Source organism: Bacteroides sp. AM41-16, assembly GCF_003603495.1.
Classification (GTDB): Bacteria; Bacteroidota; Bacteroidia; order Bacteroidales; family Bacteroidaceae; genus Bacteroides; species Bacteroides uniformis.
This window is the reverse complement of record NZ_QTNE01000002.1, coordinates 174689-198315: the sequence shown is the minus strand read 5'-3', so window position 1 is coordinate 198315 and position 23627 is coordinate 174689. Positions and strand designations below refer to the sequence as shown.

General features: G+C 45.2%; 13 protein-coding genes. 7 read left to right on the top strand and 6 right to left on the bottom strand.

Annotation, left to right across the window (positions count from 1 at the left end):
• The first annotated feature begins 94 nt into the window (after positions 1-94).
• The 3 genes from secA (at position 95) to DW896_RS03260 (ending at position 5214) form a co-directional block, all read left to right on the top strand.
• The gene (secA, locus tag DW896_RS03270; protein WP_005831963.1) at positions 95-3430 is read left to right on the top strand and encodes a preprotein translocase subunit SecA; all 3336 of its coding nucleotides are present in this window, start codon (positions 95-97) and stop codon (positions 3428-3430) included.
• Positions 3431-3600: 170 nt separating this feature from the next.
• Positions 3601-4701: a DUF6340 family protein gene (locus DW896_RS03265; RefSeq protein WP_009038084.1), complete on the top strand. Its 1101-nt coding sequence runs from the start codon at positions 3601-3603 to the stop codon at positions 4699-4701.
• Positions 4702-4767: 66 nt separating this feature from the next.
• Positions 4768-5214, top strand: coding sequence for a hypothetical protein (locus DW896_RS03260; protein WP_005831967.1), 447 nt, complete (start codon positions 4768-4770; stop codon positions 5212-5214).
• 106 nt (positions 5215-5320) lie between these two features.
• Here DW896_RS03260 and DW896_RS03255 read toward each other — a convergent pair whose 3' ends face one another.
• The 6 genes from DW896_RS03255 to DW896_RS03230 form a co-directional block, all read right to left on the bottom strand.
• Positions 5321-8323, bottom strand: coding sequence for a glycoside hydrolase family 55 protein (locus tag DW896_RS03255; RefSeq protein ID WP_034529554.1), 3003 nt, complete (start codon positions 8321-8323; stop codon positions 5321-5323).
• 29 nt (positions 8324-8352) lie between these two features.
• Positions 8353-11367, bottom strand: coding sequence for a glycosyl hydrolase family 28-related protein (locus DW896_RS03250; protein WP_034529551.1), 3015 nt, complete (start codon positions 11365-11367; stop codon positions 8353-8355).
• A gap of 71 nt (positions 11368-11438) precedes the next feature.
• A complete protein-coding gene (locus DW896_RS03245; RefSeq protein ID WP_005831972.1) occupies positions 11439-12155 on the bottom strand; it encodes a DUF3823 domain-containing protein in 717 nt (238 codons plus the stop codon).
• Between the two features lie 25 nt (positions 12156-12180).
• Positions 12181-14172 (bottom strand): RagB/SusD family nutrient uptake outer membrane protein, encoded by a 1992-nt coding sequence (locus tag DW896_RS03240; RefSeq protein ID WP_005831973.1) that lies wholly within the window; start codon positions 14170-14172, stop codon positions 12181-12183.
• Positions 14173-14184: 12 nt separating this feature from the next.
• On the bottom strand, positions 14185-17586 hold the full coding sequence (locus tag DW896_RS03235; protein WP_034529659.1) for a TonB-dependent receptor: 3402 nt from the start codon (positions 17584-17586) through the stop codon (positions 14185-14187).
• 235 nt (positions 17587-17821) lie between these two features.
• The gene (locus tag DW896_RS03230) at positions 17822-18835 is read right to left on the bottom strand and encodes a FecR family protein (RefSeq protein WP_008665236.1); all 1014 of its coding nucleotides are present in this window, start codon (positions 18833-18835) and stop codon (positions 17822-17824) included.
• 137 nt (positions 18836-18972) lie between these two features.
• Here DW896_RS03230 and DW896_RS03225 point away from each other — a divergent pair, with 137 nt between their 5' ends.
• The 4 genes from DW896_RS03225 (at position 18973) to DW896_RS03210 (ending at position 23616) form a co-directional block, all read left to right on the top strand.
• Positions 18973-19551 (top strand): RNA polymerase sigma-70 factor, encoded by a 579-nt coding sequence (locus DW896_RS03225; RefSeq protein WP_008665234.1) that lies wholly within the window; start codon positions 18973-18975, stop codon positions 19549-19551.
• A gap of 224 nt (positions 19552-19775) precedes the next feature.
• Positions 19776-20270, top strand: coding sequence for a hypothetical protein (locus DW896_RS03220; protein WP_008665232.1), 495 nt, complete (start codon positions 19776-19778; stop codon positions 20268-20270).
• Positions 20267-21196, top strand: a complete 930-nt coding sequence (locus DW896_RS03215; protein ID WP_009038079.1) for a ThuA domain-containing protein — start codon at positions 20267-20269, stop codon at positions 21194-21196. The genes DW896_RS03220 and DW896_RS03215 overlap by 4 nt, the downstream gene beginning before the upstream one ends.
• 5 nt (positions 21197-21201) lie before the next feature.
• Positions 21202-23616, top strand: a complete 2415-nt coding sequence (locus tag DW896_RS03210; RefSeq protein WP_009038078.1) for a glycoside hydrolase family 9 protein — start codon at positions 21202-21204, stop codon at positions 23614-23616.
• The last annotated feature ends 11 nt before the right edge of the window (positions 23617-23627 follow it).

Below are 23627 nucleotides of genomic sequence, written 5' to 3'. Positions count from 1 at the left end.
TAAAATAATCTGTGCAAATCTGGATAATCTGTATAGAAATCAGTAACTTTGCACGCTCAACTAACTCAGCAATAATAATAAAAACAAATATATAATGGGATTTAATGAATTTTTAAGCTCGATTTTCGGCAACAAATCCACACGCGACATGAAAGAAATACAACCGTGGGTGGAGAAAATCAAAGCCGCTTACCCGGAAGTAGCCAAACTCGACAACGACGCCCTACGCGCCAAGACAGAAGAACTGAAAGCCTACATCCACGATTCGGCAGCCGAACAACGCGCCAAAGTGGAAGAACTGAAAGCCAGCGTTGAAGATACCGAACTGGAAAAACGCGAAGACCTCTTCAACCAAATCGACAAAATCGAGAAAGAGATATTGGAGATTTATGAAAAAGCGCTGGACGAAGTATTACCCACCGCTTTCTCTATTGTAAAGGAAACAGCCAAACGATTCTCTGAAAATGAAGAAATAGTGGTTACAGCTACCGATTTTGACCGCCAACTGGCTGCCACTAAAGACTTTGTACGCATCGAAGGCGATAAAGCCATCTACCAGAACCATTGGATAGCAGGTGGTAACGATACTGTATGGAACATGGTACATTATGATGTACAGCTATTCGGTGGTGTGGTTCTACATAAAGGTAAGATTGCCGAAATGGCAACCGGTGAAGGTAAGACATTGGTAGCTACCCTACCGGTATTCCTCAATGCCCTGACTGGTAACGGCGTGCACGTGGTAACAGTGAACGACTATCTGGCAAAACGTGACTCCGAATGGATGGGTCCTCTTTACATGTTCCACGGTTTGAGTGTAGATTGCATCGACAAGCACCAGCCCAACTCTGATGCCCGTCGCAAAGCTTATCTGGCAGATATCACGTTCGGTACAAACAATGAATTCGGTTTCGACTACCTGCGTGACAACATGGCTATCAGCCCCAAAGACCTGGTACAACGCCAACATAATTATGCCATTGTCGATGAGGTGGACTCAGTATTGATTGATGATGCCCGTACTCCGCTGATTATCTCCGGACCGGTTCCCAAAGGCGATGACCAACTCTTCGAACAGCTCCGCCCGCAAGTGGAACGTCTGGTAGAAGCTCAGAAAAAACTGGCTACCCAATACCTGGCCGATGCCAAGCGCCTGATTGCATCGAACGATAAGAAAGACCAGGAAGAAGGCTTCCTCGCTTTGTACCGCAGTCACAAGTGCCTGCCCAAGAACAAGGCACTCATCAAGTTCCTCAGCGAACAAGGCATCAAGGCCGGTATGCTGAAGACCGAAGAAATCTACATGGAGCAGAACAACAAGCGCATGCACGAGGTGACTGACCCGCTGTACTTCGTTATCGAAGAGAAAATGAACAGCGTGGATTTGACTGACAAGGGCGTAGACTTGATTAGTAGCAATGTAGAGGACCCCACTTTCTTCGTACTCCCCGATATCACAGCGCAACTCTCTGCCTTGGAAAACGAAACAGAGCTGACAGACGAACAGCGCCTTGAAAAGAAGGATGCCCTGATGACCAACTATGCCATCAAAAGCGAACGTGTGCATACCATCAACCAACTGTTGAAGGCATACACCATGTTCGAGAAAGATGACGAATATGTGGTAATTGACGGCCAAGTGAAAATTGTGGATGAGCAGACGGGACGTATCATGGAAGGACGTCGTTATTCTGACGGTTTGCACCAAGCCATCGAAGCCAAAGAAGGCGTGAAAGTAGAAGCTGCCACCCAGACTTTTGCCACCATTACATTACAGAACTATTTCCGTATGTACCACAAACTATCCGGTATGACCGGTACGGCAGAAACAGAAGCCGGCGAGTTGTGGGACATCTACAAACTGGATGTAGTGGTTATTCCGACTAACCGCCCCATTGCCCGTAATGACATGAATGACCGCGTTTACAAGACAAAACGTGAAAAATATAAAGCAGTCATCGAAGAGATAGAAAAAATGGTGGCAGCAGGACGCCCCGTACTGGTGGGTACCACTTCTGTTGAAATCTCTGAAATGTTGAGCAAAATGCTTACCATGCGTAAGATTGAACATAGTGTATTGAATGCCAAACTGCATCAGAAGGAAGCGGATATTGTGGCTACTGCCGGTTTGAAATGTGCTGTAACCATCGCTACCAATATGGCCGGCCGTGGTACCGACATCAAGCTGAGTCCGGAAGTGAAAGCTGCAGGCGGTCTTGCCATCATCGGTACAGAACGCCACGAATCACGCCGTGTGGACCGTCAGTTACGTGGTCGTGCAGGACGTCAAGGCGACCCGGGTTCTTCTGTATTCTTCGTATCTTTGGAAGATGACCTGATGCGTTTGTTCTCCAGTGACCGCATTGCCAGTGTAATGGACAAACTGGGTTTCAAAGAAGGTGAAATGATTGAACACGGCATGATTTCCAAATCCATTGAACGTGCGCAAAAGAAAGTTGAGGAAAACAACTTCGGCATCCGTAAGCGTCTGTTGGAATATGACGACGTGATGAACAAGCAACGTACAGTAGTCTACACCAAACGCCGCCACGCTTTGATGGGCGAACGTATCGGCATGGATATCGTGAACATGATTTGGGACCGTTGTGCCAATGCCATTGAAGCGCCCGACTACGAAAACTGCAAGATGGATGTGCTCCAGACACTTGCCATGGAAGTACCTTTCACCGAAGAGGAATTCCGTAATGAGAAGAAAGAAAAACTGGCAGACAGAACTTTTGACGCTGCCATGGAACTCTTCAAACGCAAGACAGAACGTATGGCACAGATAGCCTATCCGGTCATCAAACAAGTATACGAAACGCAGGGACACATGTACGAAAACATACTTATCCCCATCACAGACGGAAAACGTATGTACAACATCTCCTGCAACCTGAAGAGAGCTTATGAGACAGAATGTAAGGAGGTGGTGAAGTCATTCGAGAAATCCATCTTGCTGCACGTCATCGACGAAGCATGGAAAGAAAACCTGCGCGAGCTGGACGAGCTGAAACACTCCGTGCAGAATGCAAGTTACGAGCAGAAAGACCCGCTGCTGATTTACAAGCTGGAATCTGTGAACTTGTTTGATGCCATGGTGAATAAGATTAATAATCAGACTATCTCTATCTTGATGCGTGGACAAATCCCGGTACAAGAGGCTCCGGCTGAAGCCCCTGAGGCTCCCCAGGCTCCCCGTCAAGTAGAGGTGCGCCAGGCTGCTCCGGAACAACGCCAGGATATGAGCAAGTATCGCGAACAGAAGGTTGATTTGAATGACCCGAACCAGCAGGCCGCTGCGGCACAAGATACACGTGAACAACCAAGACGCGAACCTATCCGTGCCGAGAAGACCGTAGGACGCAATGATCCTTGTCCTTGCGGAAGCGGTAAGAAATACAAAAACTGCCACGGAAGGAATGCATAAAGTAAAGCTATAAAATGATAAGGCGATAGGGTGATAAGATGATACCGTCAGGTATCTTTTATCACCCTATCACTTTTTCTCCTACCACATTATCACATTTTTTATTCGTTCCAGCTTTTGAATATTCAGCTAAAAGAGTACTTTTGCTCCAAAGAACAAAACCAAAGACTATGACCAAATATCACTATTGTCTGTTATTGATGGGGTCTCTGCTGTTAGGCAGCTGCCAGAGTGTAGAACAACTGTCCATTGATTATATGCTTCCGGCAGAAGTCAGTTTCCCGGCAACACTGAAACGTGTGGCTGTTGTCAACAACATGCCAAACGTACCGGACAACAAACTCATCATCAGTGAGGAAGAACAGAAAAAAAGCGAGAATGAGGTGGCACGCCTCACCAACTACTACAATGGAGACGCCGCAATAACAACCGAATCCCTTGCAGAGGCCCTTGCCAACGAAAACTACTTTGAAGAGGTTGTGATATGCGACTCTGCCCTCCGGAGTAAAGACATCAATCCCCGCGAAAGCACATTATCGAGAGATGAAGTACTGGAACTTACACAGAATTTGGACGTAGATTTCCTGATAGCCCTGGAAAACATACAAATGCGTTCCAATCGCAAGATAAGTTATATGCCCGACTGGGGTGTGTTCCTCGGCACAGTGGATGTAAAGGTATATCCTACCGTCAGAATATATTTACCTAACCGCAAAGGTCCTATGGTGACCGTCAACAGCAATGACAGTATTTTCTGGGAAGAGGCAGGAAATGGTGAAGCGTCAGTACGTTCCCGCCTCATCAGCGAAGAAGACATGGTGAAGCAAGCATCTGAATTTGCAGGAACGGTTCCGGTAAGACATCTACTCCCTTATTGGAAAACTGGTAACCGCTATCTCTTCAGTGGTGGTTCTGTAAATATGCGTGACGCAGCCGTATATGCCAAAGAAGAAAATTGGAGTAAAGCAGTAGAGCTCTGGAAGCAGACCTACGAAACAAAAAAAGGAAAACAGAAAATGTATGCAGCCTATAACACCGCTTTGGGCTACGAAATGCAAGACAGCATAGATACTGCCTTGGAATGGGCATTAAAAGCGCAAACCCTTGCCCGTGAGAAAAGCAAGACAGACAAAAAAGAGACAGGCGAAATACATGATGGAACCATCTCCTATTACATCTTTATCAGCATGTATGTAGACGAATTGGAGAAACGAAAAGAGGGAATGGCACGCCTGAACATGCAAATGAACAGATTTGATGATGATTTTTAGTCAAATGATGCAGAGATAACCGTTTTTTTTATACCTTTGAACAACCATTAAGAAAAGAAAGTTATTATGAAGCTCAGTCAATCGTCATTAGCACTCTTGGAGGACACTCTTAAAAAAGCAATCGGCAAATACACCTGCGGTTGCGAACAGACTATCGTTACAGACATTCATCTGCAACCGAATCAGAATTCGGGCGAACTGTCTATCTTTGATGATGAAGATGAAGAGCTTGCCAATACTTCCATTGAAGAATGGATGACATACGAGGGGGATGATTTCTACGAAAATGTAGAGCGTATCTTGTCCTCACTGCTCTGCAACATGAAAAATGAAGGAAAGTTCGACAAGCTGACTATTCTGAAACCATTCTCTTTTGTACTGGTGGATGATGATAGAGAAACAATAGCAGAACTGTTGCTGATGGATGATGATACTCTATTGGTCAATGAAGAGCTACTGAAAGGATTGGATGAGGAACTGGATTCTTTTCTGAAAGAGCTGCTGGAAAAATAATATTCCAAACAATCAGCCTATAAGGAAAAGAGACCTTCTTATAATAAATTAGCCCCTGCGATATAAAACGACCGCAGGGGCTAATTCTTTTTTACCTATACAATACCTAACGTATCTTAATTCCATAGAAAGAACTTGAGGTGGTAACAAAAAGCATATCCTTCTGCCTTCCACCAATTGCCAAGGAAATCGGGCGTTCTTCTATCTGAATACGTCTCTGCTCTTTACCATATTTGTCATAGACAAATATTTCACCATCAGCAACATAGACATTTCCGTCAGCATCGGTCACATTACTGTATTGGCCATAAGGACATATTATTCCTTGTTCTGTCAAACGGCCATCCCCACCAACGGAAAGTTGTACTGTCGTTTTATTCATCTCATTTACAATATAAACCGGTTCTGACTGACCGGGAACTGTAACAGTCAAAGCACAAGAACGCCCCAAATCATAGGTATCCGGAATAATTGTCACGCCATCCGGAGCGACAAAACTATACTCAGGCATACTGGCAACCACCTTGTCAAAGTCACCTCTCCAACGACTGGAAGGGTGAATGACTTTCTGTATATTCTTCATACCGGCTGTAACGACACGTGGCATAGGCTTCATCGTAGCATCCACGTTATCCGGATTAAAAGAATACCCCCAAGCACTCCAGCCACTGTTACCCCAACCACTGTACATCGGATTATCATCCGGCAAGCGCACTACCGTTTCCTGCTTGCCGTTCACCAGATAACCCGGCTGAGGGTCATAGCGGAAAATAACCAGCAGATTGTCTTGCGTATCAGTAGTCAATGTAAAAGGCTTCCAGGGATAATCGGCTATCAAAGTAATCTGCTCCGTGTCTGCCGACCATCTATAGATTTTCTTCAGACGGTTTTCACAGAAGTAGATATTTCCTTTACTGTCGGTAGTAGCTCCGGAGGCCAGTTCAAAACCGGTAGCCAGCTTCACAGGCTTGTCCATGACCGTGCAGGAAGGGCGAAGGCTCTTCTCGCTACCCGAAACAGTGAGACGGGCAAAGTCCCACGAATAAACGGGCAACTTCTTATTCATATCATATATAGGAAACTCTATGACTGGCAATATCTGCGTATAATTGTGCATATTACGGAAAGTGATATTCTTGCAATCCCATATGCGGAAACCTATCCTCTTCGGCATAAAGGCACGGATAACGCGATACATCCACACATTTACCATTTCGATATTTTGACAATTGGACATTTCTGCCATATAACAATCAGGCCCTTCACGACCTTCTTCCTCAAACTGGAAAGCATAAATTTTCCAGTTGGCCACATTATGGAAACGGGCTTCAGTACGGACATGATGCTCCAAAGACATGGCATAAATACGTCCCGGAGTCTTCGTTTCGCTAATATAAAGCCCACTGGCAGCATACGTACTGGCTGTCCAAACATCCTTAATTGTCCCACCGCCATTGTTTGTAATCCACAAACTCCAATACTGGTTGTCCCAAGCCATATCCTTACCGGTCTCCATGACCGGAGAAGACGGGGAACTAATTCGACGCTCGCCCCTGCGGTAAGACGACTGTCCGGAAACATTCGGAGCCGGTTTGCGCAAGGTGCCGTGCCCGCCTACAAACTTCACATCATTCAAGTACGAACGCTCACCCGCCATCCATTTACAGCCGACAGCACGGTAATTATACGCACCGGTATTAATACCTATACCATTCAGCATGTCGTCGCCGCCTTCGGAAGATTCAACCAAAGGCACAGGCACGCCGAAACCACTGAATGCAGGCTCGCTTTCCTTCAACAGAAATTGAGTCCCAAAAGGATGCAGCCCAATCAGCTTAGTACCGGGAGACAGCTTCAACGTTCTCGTCAGGCGATACCAACCCTGGGGCACATAGATGTTTTTATGCAAAGAGACAGCTTTCTCAAAAACTTCCGTATCATCAGTCTCGCCATCACCTTTTGCCCCTAAGTCTCGGATATTGACCCATGTCTCCATTGCCGGAAGAACCGGAAGGTCCTTGCCAAGTGTAACCGGCAGTTTTGCCACCGGCTCTATTTCACATATTTCCCTGAAAGAAGAAGCATCATTCAAATCCTGATACACCAGACCGTAAGTAAACTCCTTGACTCTGTACATTTTTGCTTTTCCGGCAACTTTCTTTCCACTTTGAGCATAGCCCACCAGTACGGGAACATTCCTGCAATCCACATTCACCAGATTCAATTGCGAAAAAGTATTTCCCTCTACGCTTACCCTGACACCGGCTTCCGAAATATTCTCCCACAACGAATTCTCCACATGAAGACGGTCTGCCAGATTCTCTGCCATTTCAAAGGCAACGGGCGTATTCTTCACATGCATATTGACGATGGCAAATCCCACCTCTTTTGAATAGACAGCCGCCTTTCTCTGCCCCTCAAAGTAAGTATCGACCATCATCATAGGCCACCCCGGAGAAGTCCTGGAGGAAATTATCCCATATTCACCGCCATAGAACCTGACGTCTTCCAGTTCATTGCCAACATCATACATGCCGGCTTTCCCCGAACCAATCCGAATGTCGCAATGATTGATAAATCCATGCTGGGCAAAATGCGCACGAATGGCGACGGCTTGAGGATTACCTTTGTCTATACGGAAATCTACATTGGACACCGCACTATAGAAAGTACCTGCACCGGCATCCGAAGGCTTCCTGCCCTCTTGTGCCAGCCCTCCCGTAAACCATATCATATAATTTTGAGTAGTCTGGAAACCGGGTGTATCGGCTCCCAAATAAATCACCGGCCGTTTCTTCCCATAACCAATCAGCCGAATGGATGAGGGAATTTGAATCGTCTTGCTAATACGATAATTTCCTTCCGGCAGAAACAGTATCCCAAAGTTCTTTTCGCGCTTCACCTGATTGATTGCCTCTTGAAGTGCATCGGTCACGTCGGACTTTCCATCAGCCTTGAAGCCGTAATTCTCCGGGGTAAAGTAGAATGCTTCCGGATCGTCCGGTCTTTGCGTATAGGCGGAACCACCCTCTGCCGCCCACCCGGACGGCATATTACCGATAATCCAACAGACTATCAGCAGGTATCTCATTATTTGATAATTTCTCATTACACAGATTGTTTTAATATGGATTTTCCTTATTTAATACGTACACCAAAGAACTTGGAACGGCCTGTGACAAACAATGTATTGCCATCCTTACCGCCAAACTGTAATGTGGACGGACGTTCGGGAACACGAATCATCCCTTTCTTCTTGCCATCCTTATCAAATACATATATTTCTCCGTCAGCCACATACAAGTTCCCTTCCTTATCTACAGCAGAACCAAATTCGCCCTGCTCCACAAAATAGCTCAAGTTGGAGAGCGTGCCGTCATTGGCCACATCCATCTTCACCATTCTGCGGTCATATTCATCAGATGTATAGAAAGGCTTTCCCGGATAGGCTTCCAGCAGGGAAGAACTACGTGACAAGTCGAAATAATGAGGAATGATAGTTTTTCCATCCGGTGCCAGGAAGCACATTTCAGGAACATAGACCGACACCGCATTGAAATCGTGGAAGTCTCTCCAACGGTTAGAAGGATAAAGAGCCTTATACACGTTCTTCACTTGACCCATCGGAACACGCGGCAACAGTTTGATGGTCTCTTCCGGATTTTCCGGGTCAATGGAGTAGACTCTCATTGTATATGCGGAATTACCATATCCGCTGAAAGAAGTACCTTTTGTATCAGGCATTACCGGCATTTCCTCCGGCTTACCATTAATCAGATATCCCGGCTGCGCATCATATCTGAACAATACCAATAGATTATCTTCTGAATCAAAAGCCAGGTTGGAGGGTTTCCACGGGAAATCTGCCAGCAGCGACAAGCTATTTGTCTCTACCGACCACTTAAAGATACGACGCATCCGATGGTCGCAGAAGTAAATGTTACCTTTACTGTCGCGCGCAATGCCTTCGGCAAATTCCAAATCGGAAGCCAATTGGTTCACCTTACCTATTTCATTGCCTAACGATTGCTGATGAGGTTCTTTTCCGGTTACAATCAAGCGAGAAAGTTCCCACGGGCGGATGTCAATGTCTTTGTTGACATCGAACACTGCAATGTTATTCGTATATTTAATCTGAGAATAGTTATGCAGGTTCAGAAATGCGATGTTCTCGCAATTGCGGATACGTACAGAACTGTGATACGGTTCATTGACACGGATAACGCGGAACATATACAAGTTTGCAAAGGTCACATCTTTGCAGTCGTCCATCTCTATCGGTTGGCAATCGGTACTTTCGCGGCTCTCTTCCTCGGTTTGCATGCAATACACCTTCCAGTTGGACACCTTGCTGAAACGTACTTCATTTCTTACATGATGCTCGATGGACATGGCATAGATACGCCCCGGAGTAGAAGTATTGTTGGCATAGAAACCATTGGTGGCATATGTGCTTGCTGTCCAGATATCTTTAAAGGTGCCACCACCGTTGTTGGTCACCCACAGACTCCAATACTGGTTGTCCCAAGCAAGATCCATGCCCGAAGCCGCTACCGGATTATCGGGAGAACTGATACGAGCCGGTCTGTTCCACCGGCCACGTGGTTCCTCAACACCCGGTTTAGGTTTCCATAAACCGCCATGCCCGCCTACAAACTTCACGTCATTCATATAAGAATCTGCATTTGCCATCCACTTCACACCTACAGCACGATAGTTATAACCGCCGGTATTGATACCAATGCCCATCAGCATATTTGCACCGCCTTCCGAAGATTCCACCATCGCTTTCGGACCGCCAAAACCACTGAATGCAGCAGTACTTTCGTCTAGCCGGAACTGAGTGCCAAAAGGATGCAGGCCTATCAACTTGGTATCGGGCTTCATCTTCAAAGTTTCGGTAATGCGATACCAGCCCTGGGGCACATAGATATTATCGTACTTGTCAATAGCCTCCTGGATGGCCTTCGTATCATCCGTTTCCCCATCTCCCTTTGCACCGAATTCGCGCAGATTTACCCATGTTGCCATTGCAGGCAGTGCAGGGATGTCCATCAGTTGGGCAACCGGCATCTTCTGTATCGGTTCAATATCAACCAACGTTTCATATTCCGGCATATCCACCATGTTATCCATCTGCAAGCCGTGGTCGTATGACTTTACCTTATAGATTTTATGAGCAACATGGGTGGCCGTATTGCTACGGGTATATTTCGCCAAGGTCGGTACATTCTTACAATATACATTGCGAAAGGTTATCTGATTGTTGCTGTTGTTCTCGTTGGTAATCACCACTGCCGGACCACTTACATTTTCAAAATAGCTGTTTTCCAAAAATAACTTGTCGCAATAATTAGGGTCAATATCAAATACAGCCGGAACATTCTTGGCATACAGATTCACCATTGCCAAACCGGACTCCTGACAACGAAGAGCAGCTACACGTTGTCCCTCAAAATAAGAGTCGACCATCATTACCGGCCATCCGGGAGAGGCTTTTGTCGTATAAATGCCATAATCTCCCCCGTAAAAAGCAACGTTTTCCAACTCATTGCCCACATCGAACAGACCAGCCTTGCCTTTACCTATGTATACGGCCACATAACTGATAAAACTGTGTTGGGCAAAGTGTGTGCGTAGCGCCACTGCATGCGGATTACCATCTTCTATGCGCAAGTTGATATTCGACATGGCACTGTAGAACGTACTGGCACCGGCATCACGGGGTTTCTCACCTTCCTTGACAACGGCTCCCGTAAACCAGAACATGTATTTAGCTTTTCCTTTATCATCAGCTACTTCCTCTTGAAAACCCGGAGAATTCTTAGCCAGAATAAATTCCGGGCGATTCTTTCCATAGCCAATCAAACGAATAGCCGTAGGAATATAAATGGTCTTGCTGATTTTATATTTACCTTCAGGGATAAAAAGGATTCCGAAATTCTTTTCTTTCTTCACTTGATTAATCGCTGCCTGCAAAGCATCCGATACATCCATCTTTCCATCCGCCTTTATAGGATAGTTCTCGGGAGTGAAATAAAAAGCTTCGGAGTCATTGGGTTTTAGAGGATAAATCGAATTCAATTGTACAGCATACAACTGAGTACATATCATCCCCAGCAAAATTAAAATAATCGTGTTCAATTTCTTCATGGTCTTATTTTTAATGTATGGATAAAAAAAGACGTTCTGCCGTCAAGCAGAACGTCTCCCTCTGCTATAAATTACAATTTTATAACTACTACCGGCGCATAATTATGCCGTACAGTGCCCACACCCGAAACATCAGCCAGAGCGCCAATACGGAAATAATAATTCTTGCTGTATTTCAAGACATCAGCATTTTGTCCCAGATCGATGGACAATGTATAAATATCAGCGCTATTTATAGCAGTACTCGGACTAAACACTTGCTTATCAGTCCCTCCATTCAACGTCAATTTCACATTGTTACCTACCCACATATCTGAAAAAGCAAACAACTGAATCTCTTTCAATTTCACTTCTTGTTTACCAGCTTCCAACGAGAATGTAGCAGTAATTACATTGCCATTCTTTTCTACTTTTGGACTTTTGACGCGAATATAAGGAATAACCTTGAAATCATACACATTATCCCCTGACTTAACAACAAAATCCTTCACTTCAAATGGATAAAAATTCCCATTTTCAAAACGAACATCATAAGTGGCAGCAAAAACCATATTGTTACGATATTCTCCGGTATTTGTGATATACCAGGTTTGATCCGTAGCATTAGTAAATCCATGCTCCCTCACTTTAATTGCATTACCGTTTTCCATATCAGAACCTACAAGTTCACCTGTCTGTTCGTCAAGGATAGAACCATGTATGGAAGCATCCGGTCCCTCATAATTATCAATTTCACAAGATGTCAATGCAAATAAGAAGCATGACACAAATAACAATATCTTTTTCATAACTTTCTACTTAATATTATTCAAATTAATGACCTGGATTCTGAACTAAACCATTCGTGGCAATATTAGGTATGCCCCTATAGTAGTTGATGTTCTGGAAAGTACGCCCTCCTCTTGTTTCGTCACCAAAGTAGTTCACCCTTGCAAAGACATATTTAGGCTCTGCACCACGCAAGTCAAGCATCGGCACCAAAGCTTTACGAATTCTATTATTGCTGAACTCAGTATGGAATTCCCTACGACGATTCATATCCCAAAAACGCTTTCCTTCAAACGCCATCTCCACACGACGTTCCTTCAAAACACTCTCTAATGTCAAAGATATCCGGTCGGTATGTCCGGCTCTACGTCGCAAAGCATTCAAATAGTTCTCAGCCAATTCCTTATCGCCAAATCCACTACCATTTTCCACAACAGCCTCAGCATAATTCAGGTAGACTTCTGCCAAACGCATATCAATATAAGAGGTAGTGGACGAAAGACGGTCGGGAGACATGCTCTCGCCCTCGGGCATATACTTACGAACTCCAAAACCTGTAGCAGTCCAATTAGCATCCTCACCACTGTTCACATTATTAAATCCAGAGAACATGGTTTCACCTTCGGCTCCTAAAGCATAATATGTTGTTCCATTTTTCTGAGTAGACTCGTTTGAATAAGCCACATAGCTATTATTGTCCTTAATAAATCCGCCCTGGATAATAATCTCAGTGCCGGCATAAGATGAACCCGGCACAACCACACTTGCCAACAGACGTGCATCCTTGTTGGCAAACGGTTCATACAAATCGTTATATTTAACAAAAGGTACTGACATCAAGGTGTTCACTACAGAAGCATTATTCATATTATGGAAATTAGGGATATAAGCATCTTCATTCCCATCCGTACGAGTTACAATCTTTGCACTTTTTCCCGTGCCGTCATCCGTATAATCTTCAAACAAATCAACGATTTCCAACATCGGATTGAAACGTCCATATTTCAGAGCGCCCGGATTGACTTGAGGAAGGATATTAAACTGAGCATAGCTATGTCCCTGATTAGTATTGGTTGTTCCATTAAGATACGCTTTACTGAAAATGACCTCTTCATTCTGGTCATTCAGGAACAAGGCCTGGAAGTTTGATGCAGCCTCCTTAACAGTAGCCGGAGCAGGTTTATAAAGAGATTTACCGGAATTCTCTATAAGGGACTTAGATGCTTCAATACATTCTTTATAGAATGCATCGGCATCGGCAGAAGTCATTCCACCCACCAGTTTCTGAGTGACAGCTTCACCAGCCAAAGGTGCCAGATTCCAATACTTGGCTACAGAAGCTGCATGAAGTGCAACTCTTGACTTCAACGCATAAGCTGCCCACTTGGTTACGCGATACAAATCCGAACCAGAAGTCGCATCGGGCAAGGTAGCAGCAGCAAGGGTACACTCATTCAATACAAATTTCCAAGTATCCAACTCTGTACTGCGGGGAACTGCCACAGCACCCGGTCCACCATCGGCATAATCATCGTCCTGCACTTTGTCAATCAGAGGAACGCCGCCATATCTTTTTACAAGCCCATAATACATATAAGCACGTGCAAAATGGGCTTCACCAGTCATACGATCCGCATCTGCAACAGAAATTGTTCCTGCTTCTTTGGCTTTTTCTACATTTTGCATAAAAATATTCACTTGACGAATATCTCCATAGGGCCAATAATTGAATCCTTCATAACCTATATCCACTCCTCCGTCACTACGGGTAGCTTCGTCGGTAAGAAATGCTAAATTAGTAGTTTCATTCACACCATCATAACCGCGTTGATTAAAACCAGCATTCGGACGATAATTAAAATCTTCCATAGGAATCATGGTATATATGTTTGCCAATAGTGCCTTTACACCACCTTCTGTCTCCAATAACTGATCGGGAGACACTTTATCCAGCGGTTCAAGTTCCAAGAAGGCATTACAACCGGACAATCCCATCAATGCACATAACGAGAATATCGATAAAATATTTTTTTTCATGGTATTTCAGAATTAAAAGTTTATGTTTAACCCAAAGTTATAAGTTCTCATCAACGGATATGCCAGGTTGGCTCCCCAATCCCTTTCCTCACGTTCGGGGTCAGCATCCTTCAAAGCCTTGTTACAGAACGTAAGCAGATTTGAACCATTGACAAAGATACGGGCACTGTTCAACCCGATTCTTTTCATAAATGATTTTGGCAGATTGTAACCGATCTCCATACTCTTCAAACGGAGATAAGTAGCTTGCGGAAGCCAAACGGAAATACCATAATTCCATCTACTACCATTATCCGAAGTATTAGAGAAATTGTGGCGTAATGCCGGATAATAGCCGGCTACCCATTGTGTGGCAGGATTATACGGATCATCTGTTATATTTGCAGGATGCCAACGATCTACATATTTCGCAATTAAATAAGATTTATTTGTCTTGCCACCATATCCCCAAACATCATCATTGGCATATCCGATGGAGTAACCGGAAGCTCCTTGAAACAGCATATTGAGATCAAAATTCTTATAAGAAGCCGCCAAAGTCAACCCATACTGGATAGGAGGATTTGCACCGGTTGCCCAAAACTCCGGAACACGGTCACTGCTGTTAATTCTACCATCACCATTCAGGTCAAGCAATCTGTAACTACCCGGAAGCATCTTAGAGTTACCCAAGTTCCCACCAATCAAAGGAGCCGTTTCATACTGTTCCAAAGAAGTATATTGGCCATCGTATTTATACAACCACATCACATTACTGTTACGGTTTTCCTTTCCATTCAGCCATCTATCCATAGAACTGGTATATTCTGCATGTTCCACATGCAGACTTCTTTCACGGGCATACGTAAAATTAGCACTTACTGAATATGAGAAGTCCTTACCGATTTGTCCTCTGTGTCCCAATTCAATCTCAAAACCCCGGTTCCGGTTAGAATTCAGATTTTCCTTCGGGAAACTTGCACCAAATGTATCAGGAGCAGATTGTGCACGGTCGGCCAAAATGCCTTCATTCTTACGATTGAACCACTCGATAGTACCACTCAACTTACCGTTCCATAAGTCAAAATCCAGACCTACATTGGAAATAGAAGATGTAACCCAAGAAAGCCGGTCAGTCACTACACCAGGAGCTACCATACCCATAATCTGGCTGGCACCATCAAAAACATAACCATTAGAAGCCGAATTATAAGCAGATACATATTGGAAAGGATCACCGGCATCATATCCACTTTGTCCAAAAGAACCCCTGATTTTCAAATTAGTAATAAACGGCAAATTGTCCTTGATGAAACTTTCTTCCGAAAGTCGCCATCCGGCACTTACCGACGGGAAGAACGTCCAACGCTTAGAAGGAGCATAACGATAAGAACCATCATAACGCCCTACTACTTCCAACAAGTATTTACCGGCATAATCATAGTTCGCACGCATCAGATAGGCTGCCAAACGGCCAAAACTACGATACCCTGAATTGGTAGCTGTACCCGGACTTGCCTGATTCAAAATATCATTAGTAAACAACTCTGAATATTGCCGGGAACCGGATAATTCATCGCGTCGTGTACTGTTCAACTCTGCCACAGCTGTCACATTCAAATTGTGCTGATTGAAAGAACGCATATAATTAGCCTGCAACCTGCCATAAATCTTCTGATATATTCTCATCGTATTGGAATAAGCATCAGTACTACCTCCCGTACCGGCAGGCGCATCTGTATAATAATCATACAACGGATAAGAACGATTTAAAGAAGAGTTGTTACGATTGTTACCGTCAAATGACCCCAAAAGACTCAATGCCAACCCTTTTACAAAAGGAACTTGCCAATTCAATTCCACATCGGCAGAATACGTCAGGCCTCTGTTCTTGCGATAACCGTCTATATCCGGATCAACCAACGCAAAAGGATTCTTGTTTTCAGGACCGATTGCAGACAAATGATTGGGATTATTAATCGTATGAGTACCGATACCACGGTCATTAACCATCAAAGTCTTAAAAGTCCACATAAAATCCTCTCTCGGCCTTTGGGTTTCATCCCAACGCCCGGACAGATTCACATTCAGTTTCAGCCCTTTCGTAAGCTCTGCAGTCAGGTTACTTCTCAGATTATATCTATGATAGTATTGGATACCACTCTTCAGCAAACCATTATCGCCATTATAGCCGAAGCTCACATAATATTTCACCTTATCCGTTCCGCCTCTCACAGAAACAGTATGCGATTGCTGGAACGCCAGTTTATTCATAAACATGTCAATCCAGTTATTGTCTGTATAACCCTTAGCCCCGGTTCTATACAGTTCCAGAATATCGTCAGTGTATTCAGGGGCAGCCTGGTCATTACGTGCCCTTTCATTGGCCAACATGCGATAAGTATAAGCATCTACCGTTTCTTCCATACCCGTGGCATTCTTCATACCGAACAATGCCGAGTAAGATACTCTGGTCTTTTCGGCCACACCTTTTTTGGTAGTAACAATGATTACGCCATTAGCCGCATTCATACCATAAATAGCGGCAGAAGCATCTTTCAAAATAGAGATACTTTCTATATCCTCAGAATTCAGCTGTGCAAGTTCTTCAGTACCTTCACGCGTGATACCATCAATTACCACCAACGGGTCACCATAACCGCGAATGCTCACCATATTGTCGAAAGTTCCCGGCTCTCCGGTTTTCTGGCGAATCAATAGTCCCGGCATCTTACCTTGAATATTGCTAATCAGATTCTCGGTCTTGGTCGTAGCTATTTCATCAGCACCAATGGCTGCAATGGCACCGGTCAGTGATTCTTTCTTCTGTACACCATATCCTACAACAACCACTTCATCCAATATCTCAGCATCTTCTACCAAAACTATCTTGAACGAATTTCGGCCTGCAACCTTTATGTTTTGTGTCTTATAACCTACATAGCTTATTATAAGAGTAGCATCAGAGCCCACATTGGTCAGAATGAAATTACCGTCAATGTCTGTTATGACACCGTTGGTAGTTCCCTGCACCAAGATACTGGCACCAATCACCGGTTCACCGGTTGCATCGACCACAGAACCTTTCACCGTCGCAGCCTGCAAAGCTATCTGTACCCCATCAGCTCCTACAGCTTTATCATAAAGGATTATATTACGGTCCAATATCTTATAGCCTATATTGGTTCCTTTGAATACATCATTCAGAACCTTGAATATGGTTTTGTTATTTGCCCGGACCGATATACGGCGCTTAACGTCAATCTGCTTGTTGTTGTAGAAGAAAACAAATTCGGTACCTTGTTCCAGCTCCGTCAGTACTTCATCAACAGTCTTGTTCTCAAGAGCAATGTTTACCATTGTCTTTTGAGCATAACCTTCATTGGCAAAAGTCATACCAACCAAACAAAACAACATAAATAATGTGCATCTCATAGCAAGAGGAATTTTTTTCATGCATCTCATCAGGACACTTTTTGCCCTAAATGATTGGATACAATAGTGTTTTTTCATAATTTTGTATTGATTTCTAGTGAAAAAATAAAGTTACTTTATCTGTCGCCAAACAGATATTTAAAAGTTACTGTGTTTCATGCAGGAAAATGCGCCAACATTTTCCTGCATGTTTTTCTAAACGGACTTGTGTTTCATCATACTACTTTTTAAAGGGTTAATAAACTTCTATTACCTGTCTCTCGGCATCCACATCACCATCTTCAACAAACTTGAAATGAATATTCGAGGATATTCGGAAGTGCTCCAATATTCGCTCCAAACGTTGTTTGGTAAATGTAGCCGTAAAGGAATTCTGCTTCAATGAAGCCTTTTTCAGAATGAATTCCACATTATATCTTTTGCTCAAACTCTTCAATATATCTTCAAACGGAGTGTTCCTGAAAATCAAGCGTCCGTCCTTCCAACATGTTTCCACGTCTACATTGACTTCTTTCACAACGACCTTTTCCCGCACTATATCATAAATAACCTTTTGCCCCGGTATCATCATTACATTATTTCTCCTGCCGTTATTCACATAGGAGAAACTGACTTTACCCGAAACCAAAGTGGTCTGTACCGTCCTGCTCCCTTTGTAAGCCTCTACGTTGAACTCCGTTCCATGTACCACTATCTTGGAATTGTTCAGCGTGCCGACAATGAACTTCTTTTCATCTTTTGCGACAGAAAAGAATGCTTCACCCACCAACTTCACTTCCCTTTTATCATCGGCAAATCGGGAAGGATAGCGCAACGACGACGACGAGTTCAGAACGACTTCCGTTCCATCCGGCAATTCGACAGAAGTAGTCATTCCCGGATTTGTCCTGACTTCCATCATATGTATCTCTTCTTTATCCTTGTCCCAATAAAGGATAGACCACGATACCATCAAAGGGATGAATAAAATGGCGGCCGCCCGTTGCATCCCTCTAAATAATACCTGATACCTATTGACCTTTTTCTGTTTCATCTTACGATGTACATCCTCCAAGGCCTTCTTTACATCCAGCCTGGATGAAATCTGCGCCATGTCCGCCGCCAGACCGAGTGTCTGAACCTGGCGGGCTGTCCTGCGGTTCTCTTCCGATGCTTCCAGCCACTCCTTTACCAGAGCAGTTTCATCCTCCGTTGTCTCTCCTTCATAATACCTGAGAAGCAGGTTCTCCATTCCCTCTCTTTTTACCATAATTTTTATTGCTAGCTTTAATCTAAAGACAAACGGGTGAAAAGAACTCCTAAACAAAAAACTAAAAATATTTTATATACTTAGATTATAATAGGAAAAAAAGCTATTTTTGCCCAACAATAATGAACCCCCACCCTATGAGAAACATACCATTAGAAGATACATCTTTATTATCCGCCATACAAAAAGGAGATAGAAGTGCTTTTGATGTGTTATTTCAAAAGTACTATTCAGTGCTCTGCACCTACTGCTATCGTTTTGTCCGGTTGGAAGATGCAGAAGAGATTGTTCAGGACGTCATGCTATGGCTTTGGGAAAACCGCGAAAGACCCATTATCGAATATTCGCTCAAGCAATATCTGTTCAAGGCTGTCTACCATCGTTGCATGACCCGGATTGCCCAAAATGAAGTGAAGCAACGGGCAGACACCGCTTACTATGAACGAATGTTCGCCATGCTGCAGGAGGTGGATATCTATCAAATCAACGAATTAAGCAAGCATATACAAAGGGCCATCAACGAACTGCCGCCTACTTATAGGGAAGCTTTCATCATGCATCGTTTCCAGAATCTGAGTTACAAGGAAGCTGCCGAACTACTCAACGTTTCCCCCAAAACGGTAGACTACCGCATTCAGCAGGCTTTGAAGATATTAAGGGTCAAGCTGAAAGATTATCTGCCACTGATATTGATGCACCTGCTCACCTCGCATTAAGACCATACAAAAGCAGAACGTCCCCTATACCTTGCCGGCTACACACCGGGACTTAGCCCTAAAGAGTATAGGACTGAGAGGTCAGACCGGTTCAGTCCTGCTGGGAGAGGCACTAAGTCCCTATATATCCCGTATTCATTAATTATTCTAAAAAAAGTTAGGGAAAACTCCGGGCCACCGGTCATATAAGCAAGAAGCAACCCTATTATTATCATAACCTCAAAATGCACGCAATGAGAAAACTGATTATCCTATTGTCAGCGCTGGTGTACGTCATCCATGCACAAGCGCAATTTTCAGTGACAGCCCATCAGGAAGGATGGGACAATATTCCTCCACAAGTACAAAAACCGGGATTTTCCTTTCAGCAATCCGTATTTGCCAATATGGACGGGGACGATGCCCTTGAAGAAGTAATGCTTTTCGGACGTGACAACGGACACTACCCCACTTTCGACCTTTTCAAGGCCTACTATGCAATCGTAGACAACTATACCAAAGAAATACAATACATTTCCGACGAGATTTATGTCACCGACAAGTACAATCTCCTTGTAGAAGACCGCAACAAGGACGGCATCTCCGAGCTCTACATATCCTACTTCAAAGACGGAAAGTTCAGCGTAGACGAACAAGGTTACAATCTGCGCACCACACGCTGCTACGACCGTATAGAATGGAACCCTACTGGCAAAAACTTTAAATCTTCCGGAAAATGAAAACAAGACTGACACTTATCCTGGTACTCCTTATTTATATAGGAGCTGCCTCGCACACACACGCACAGCAAAAGAAAGTAATCAAAACCATGATGATAGCCGGGCAGGACGGCAGCCATTATTGGCAAGGCGCCTGCGAAGCCATGAAGCAGATATTGGAAAACAGCGGAATGTTCAAAGTGGATTTTGCCTTTACACCCGACTTTGGTGGAGACATCGCCACCTTCAAACCCGATTTCCACCAATATGATTTAATCGTCATCAACTACGGCGGAGCTACATGGACAGAGCCCGTACGCAAGAATTTCGAGAAATACGTTGCCGATGGAGGCGGTGTGGTAGTGATACATTCTTCCGTCGTCCCGATGGCCGACTGGAAAGAATACAACGAGATAATAGGCATGGGGGCATGGGACGGACGAAACGAAAAGGACGGTCCGTATCTGTACTGGAAAGACGGACAATACGTCTACGACTACTCTCCGGGGTATGCCGGCTACCACGGCTTGCAGCACGAAACCGTCATAGAACACCGCGCCCCCCATCATCCTATCCTGCAAGGATTGCCTCCTCAATGGAAACACTTCAAGGACGAGATATATACCCGCCTACGCGGTCCGGTAAGAAACATGGAAATATTGGCAACCGCCTACGAACGCGGACGGCATGAACCGTTGATGTGGACAGTAAGCTACGGAAAAGGGCGCATATTCGTCGACCTCCTGGGGCACTGCGGCAACGACCCGAACATGACTTACTCCATGCGCTGCACCGGTTTCCAGGTGACTTTACTCCGGGGATGCGAATGGGCTGCCACCGGCGCCGTCACCCAAGAAGTTCCCGCAGATTTCCCACTGAAGGATACTTATACATTACGTCCGGAGTTCAAGGCTCCTTTTCATGCTTACCCTGAAACCAAACACTGAATACCATGAAACACATCATCCGAACACTGCTGCTGGCATGCTGCTGCATGCAGGCACAAGCACAAGCTCCATGGAAACCCGATACGGAACTGGAGAAACAATTACAGCAAAGCAATCATGTGCACCGCATAATGAAAGCCAATCTCGCACACGCCGGACTGACGCGGTGGGAAAAGAAAAAGGTATTGAAAAGCAGGGTACTCCCCCTGGCCGAAGATTTCGGCGCTCTGCGCCACACCGGACCCGGAACCATACATGTGGACCGTAAAGTCACTGTCTCAGGCAAAGGAAGTGTCCGTCTGGACACTCCTGCCTCCTTGGGCAAGAAGAATCCAACAAACCGGAATTACGCCACCCCGGAGATTATCCGTCCCCTCGACCGGGAAGACTTGCGGGAATACAACCGCTTTTCCGTTTGGGTATATGTGGATGCACCGGGCGTTTATCTGACCTTTGCCGGATTCACCCTATACAATGAAGGAGAGAAAATCATGCCGACTCCCGGACGCTTTGAAGGACAACACTTCGAGACTGTCTATCCCAACAAATGGCAACACATCATATGGGAAATACCGGACCTATACCGTGACTGTGTCACCGGCTTTTCGGTAAACATCATGCTGGCAGGTGCTCCTGCAGGAGCCAGCGAACACATGAGCCTATACATAGACGACATGCGCATCGAAAAGGTAGAAGCGGAAAACAGCCGGGGATTCGACCTGCGAAAAGATGCAATGGCCTACTGCCACAGCGGATACAAGCCGGGAGCACGCAAGCAGGCTTTGGTGCAGCACATGCCGGAAAGGGCTTTCAGCCTGCACGATGCCGCCACGGGACAAACCGTTTATCAAAGTACGGCCAGTCCTCTGAATCAGGACAAGAAGCAGGACAAAGGATTTCTTGTGCTGGACTTCAGCAGTTTCAATACGCCCGGACAATACTTCCTCTCCATCGGCGACGTACAATCAAAGCCTTTCCCCATCGGAAATGATGCCTACCTGTCTACCGCCTGGCACACGCTGAACTTCTTCTTTTCCGAACGTTGCGGTTTCGACCAGCCCGGCATTCATCAGGAATGCCATCAGGATGTATTCGCCTATCATCCCGACGGACGGAGCATGAGCATTGCCGGAGGATGGCACGATGCAGCCGACCTGACTCAAGGAACGGGAAATACAGCCGAATCGTGCATCGCCCTCCTCGATATGGCCGGTGCCGTACAAGGCAAAGACAGTATCTTCTACGAACGCCTGCTGGAAGAGGCACGCTGGGGAGTGAACTGGATTCTGCGTACCCGCTTCGGTGACGGCTACCGACTGGGTGGACTGATTATCGGCATTTGGACAAAGAATATCCGTGGTGACAAAGACGACATGCAGACAGAAGCACGAAATACGCCTACGGACAATCTGAAAGCCGCTTCCAGTTGCGCACTCGCCGCCCCTCATTTTGAAAAGAAAGACCCAGTGTTTGCACGGTGGTGCCGGAACAGTGCCATTGAGGACTTCCAATTCGCCATCGACCTGCTGGATACGCAAAGGACGGAACAGAACGAAACCGAACTTTATGCCCTTGCCACCGTCACAGCCATGCGTTTGTACCGCCTTACACAAGATGTTTACTATCTGGACTGGGCAACCCGGCTGGCACGTACCGTCATGGCGAGCCAACAGTTGGAAAAGCGTACCGACTGGAAAATCCCCCTACGAGGTTTCTTCTATGAATCTTCCCGGAAAAAACGTATCCTGGCCTATTATCACCAAAGCCAAGAGCACTTGATGACCGAAGGACTCTCGATGCTACTGACAGATGCCCCTACCCATCCGGACGCCCCGTTGTGGAAGGCATCCTGTGAAGCCTATGCAGACTATCTACGCGGGATTTCACAACTGATTGAGCCGTATGGCATACTGCCAAGCGCCGTATACGAGGTGGATAATACCGATTATAAAAATCTGTACCACGAAGGTGAGCAGGTAGGGCTTCCCAGCCTGGAAGAATACAATGCACAAGTGCGCAACGGCATCCCTCTCTCGAAGGATTTCTATCTGCGCCGTTTCCCCGTCGCCTATCAGTTCAGGGGATTCCACGCTGTTGTCATGGGCAAAGCCAAGGCTGCCTTTATTCTTGCACGCCTATTCAATGATAAAGCGTTAAGGGATATTGCAACCCGCCAGGTAGAATACATATTAGGCTACAACCCGTTTGCCATGAGTACCGTTTATGGAGACGGATATGACTATCCGCCGCTTTACGGGGCATACGCCGGAAATGTTGTGGGAGCCGTGCCCGTAGGAATCGAAACATTCGAAAATGAGGACGAACCCTACTTCCCGATACAAAATAACTGCACTTACAAGGAAATCTGGACACACACCACCGCACGCCTGATGTGGTGCGTAGCAGAACTGTTCAAATAAACAGTTCATTA

Bases quoted from the DNA above. Each gene is read 5' to 3' on its own strand.
- secA (WP_005831963.1), top strand. From the start codon at position 95: ATGGGATTTAATGAATTTTTAAGCTCGATTTTCGGCAACAAATCCACA.
- DW896_RS03265 (WP_009038084.1), top strand. From the start codon at position 3,601: ATGACCAAATATCACTATTGTCTGTTATTGATGGGGTCTCTGCTGTTA.
- DW896_RS03260 (WP_005831967.1), top strand. From the start codon at position 4,768: ATGAAGCTCAGTCAATCGTCATTAGCACTCTTGGAGGACACTCTTAAA.
- DW896_RS03255 (WP_034529554.1), bottom strand. From the start codon at position 8,323: ATGAGAAATTATCAAATAATGAGATACCTGCTGATAGTCTGTTGGATT.
- DW896_RS03250 (WP_034529551.1), bottom strand. From the start codon at position 11,367: ATGAAGAAATTGAACACGATTATTTTAATTTTGCTGGGGATGATATGT.
- DW896_RS03245 (WP_005831972.1), bottom strand. From the start codon at position 12,155: ATGAAAAAGATATTGTTATTTGTGTCATGCTTCTTATTTGCATTGACA.
- DW896_RS03240 (WP_005831973.1), bottom strand. From the start codon at position 14,172: ATGAAAAAAAATATTTTATCGATATTCTCGTTATGTGCATTGATGGGA.
- DW896_RS03235 (WP_034529659.1), bottom strand. From the start codon at position 17,586: ATGAGATGCACATTATTTATGTTGTTTTGTTTGGTTGGTATGACTTTT.
- DW896_RS03230 (WP_008665236.1), bottom strand. From the start codon at position 18,835: ATGGTAAAAAGAGAGGGAATGGAGAACCTGCTTCTCAGGTATTATGAA.
- DW896_RS03225 (WP_008665234.1), top strand. From the start codon at position 18,973: ATGAGAAACATACCATTAGAAGATACATCTTTATTATCCGCCATACAA.
- DW896_RS03220 (WP_008665232.1), top strand. From the start codon at position 19,776: ATGCACGCAATGAGAAAACTGATTATCCTATTGTCAGCGCTGGTGTAC.
- DW896_RS03215 (WP_009038079.1), top strand. From the start codon at position 20,267: ATGAAAACAAGACTGACACTTATCCTGGTACTCCTTATTTATATAGGA.
- DW896_RS03210 (WP_009038078.1), top strand. From the start codon at position 21,202: ATGAAACACATCATCCGAACACTGCTGCTGGCATGCTGCTGCATGCAG.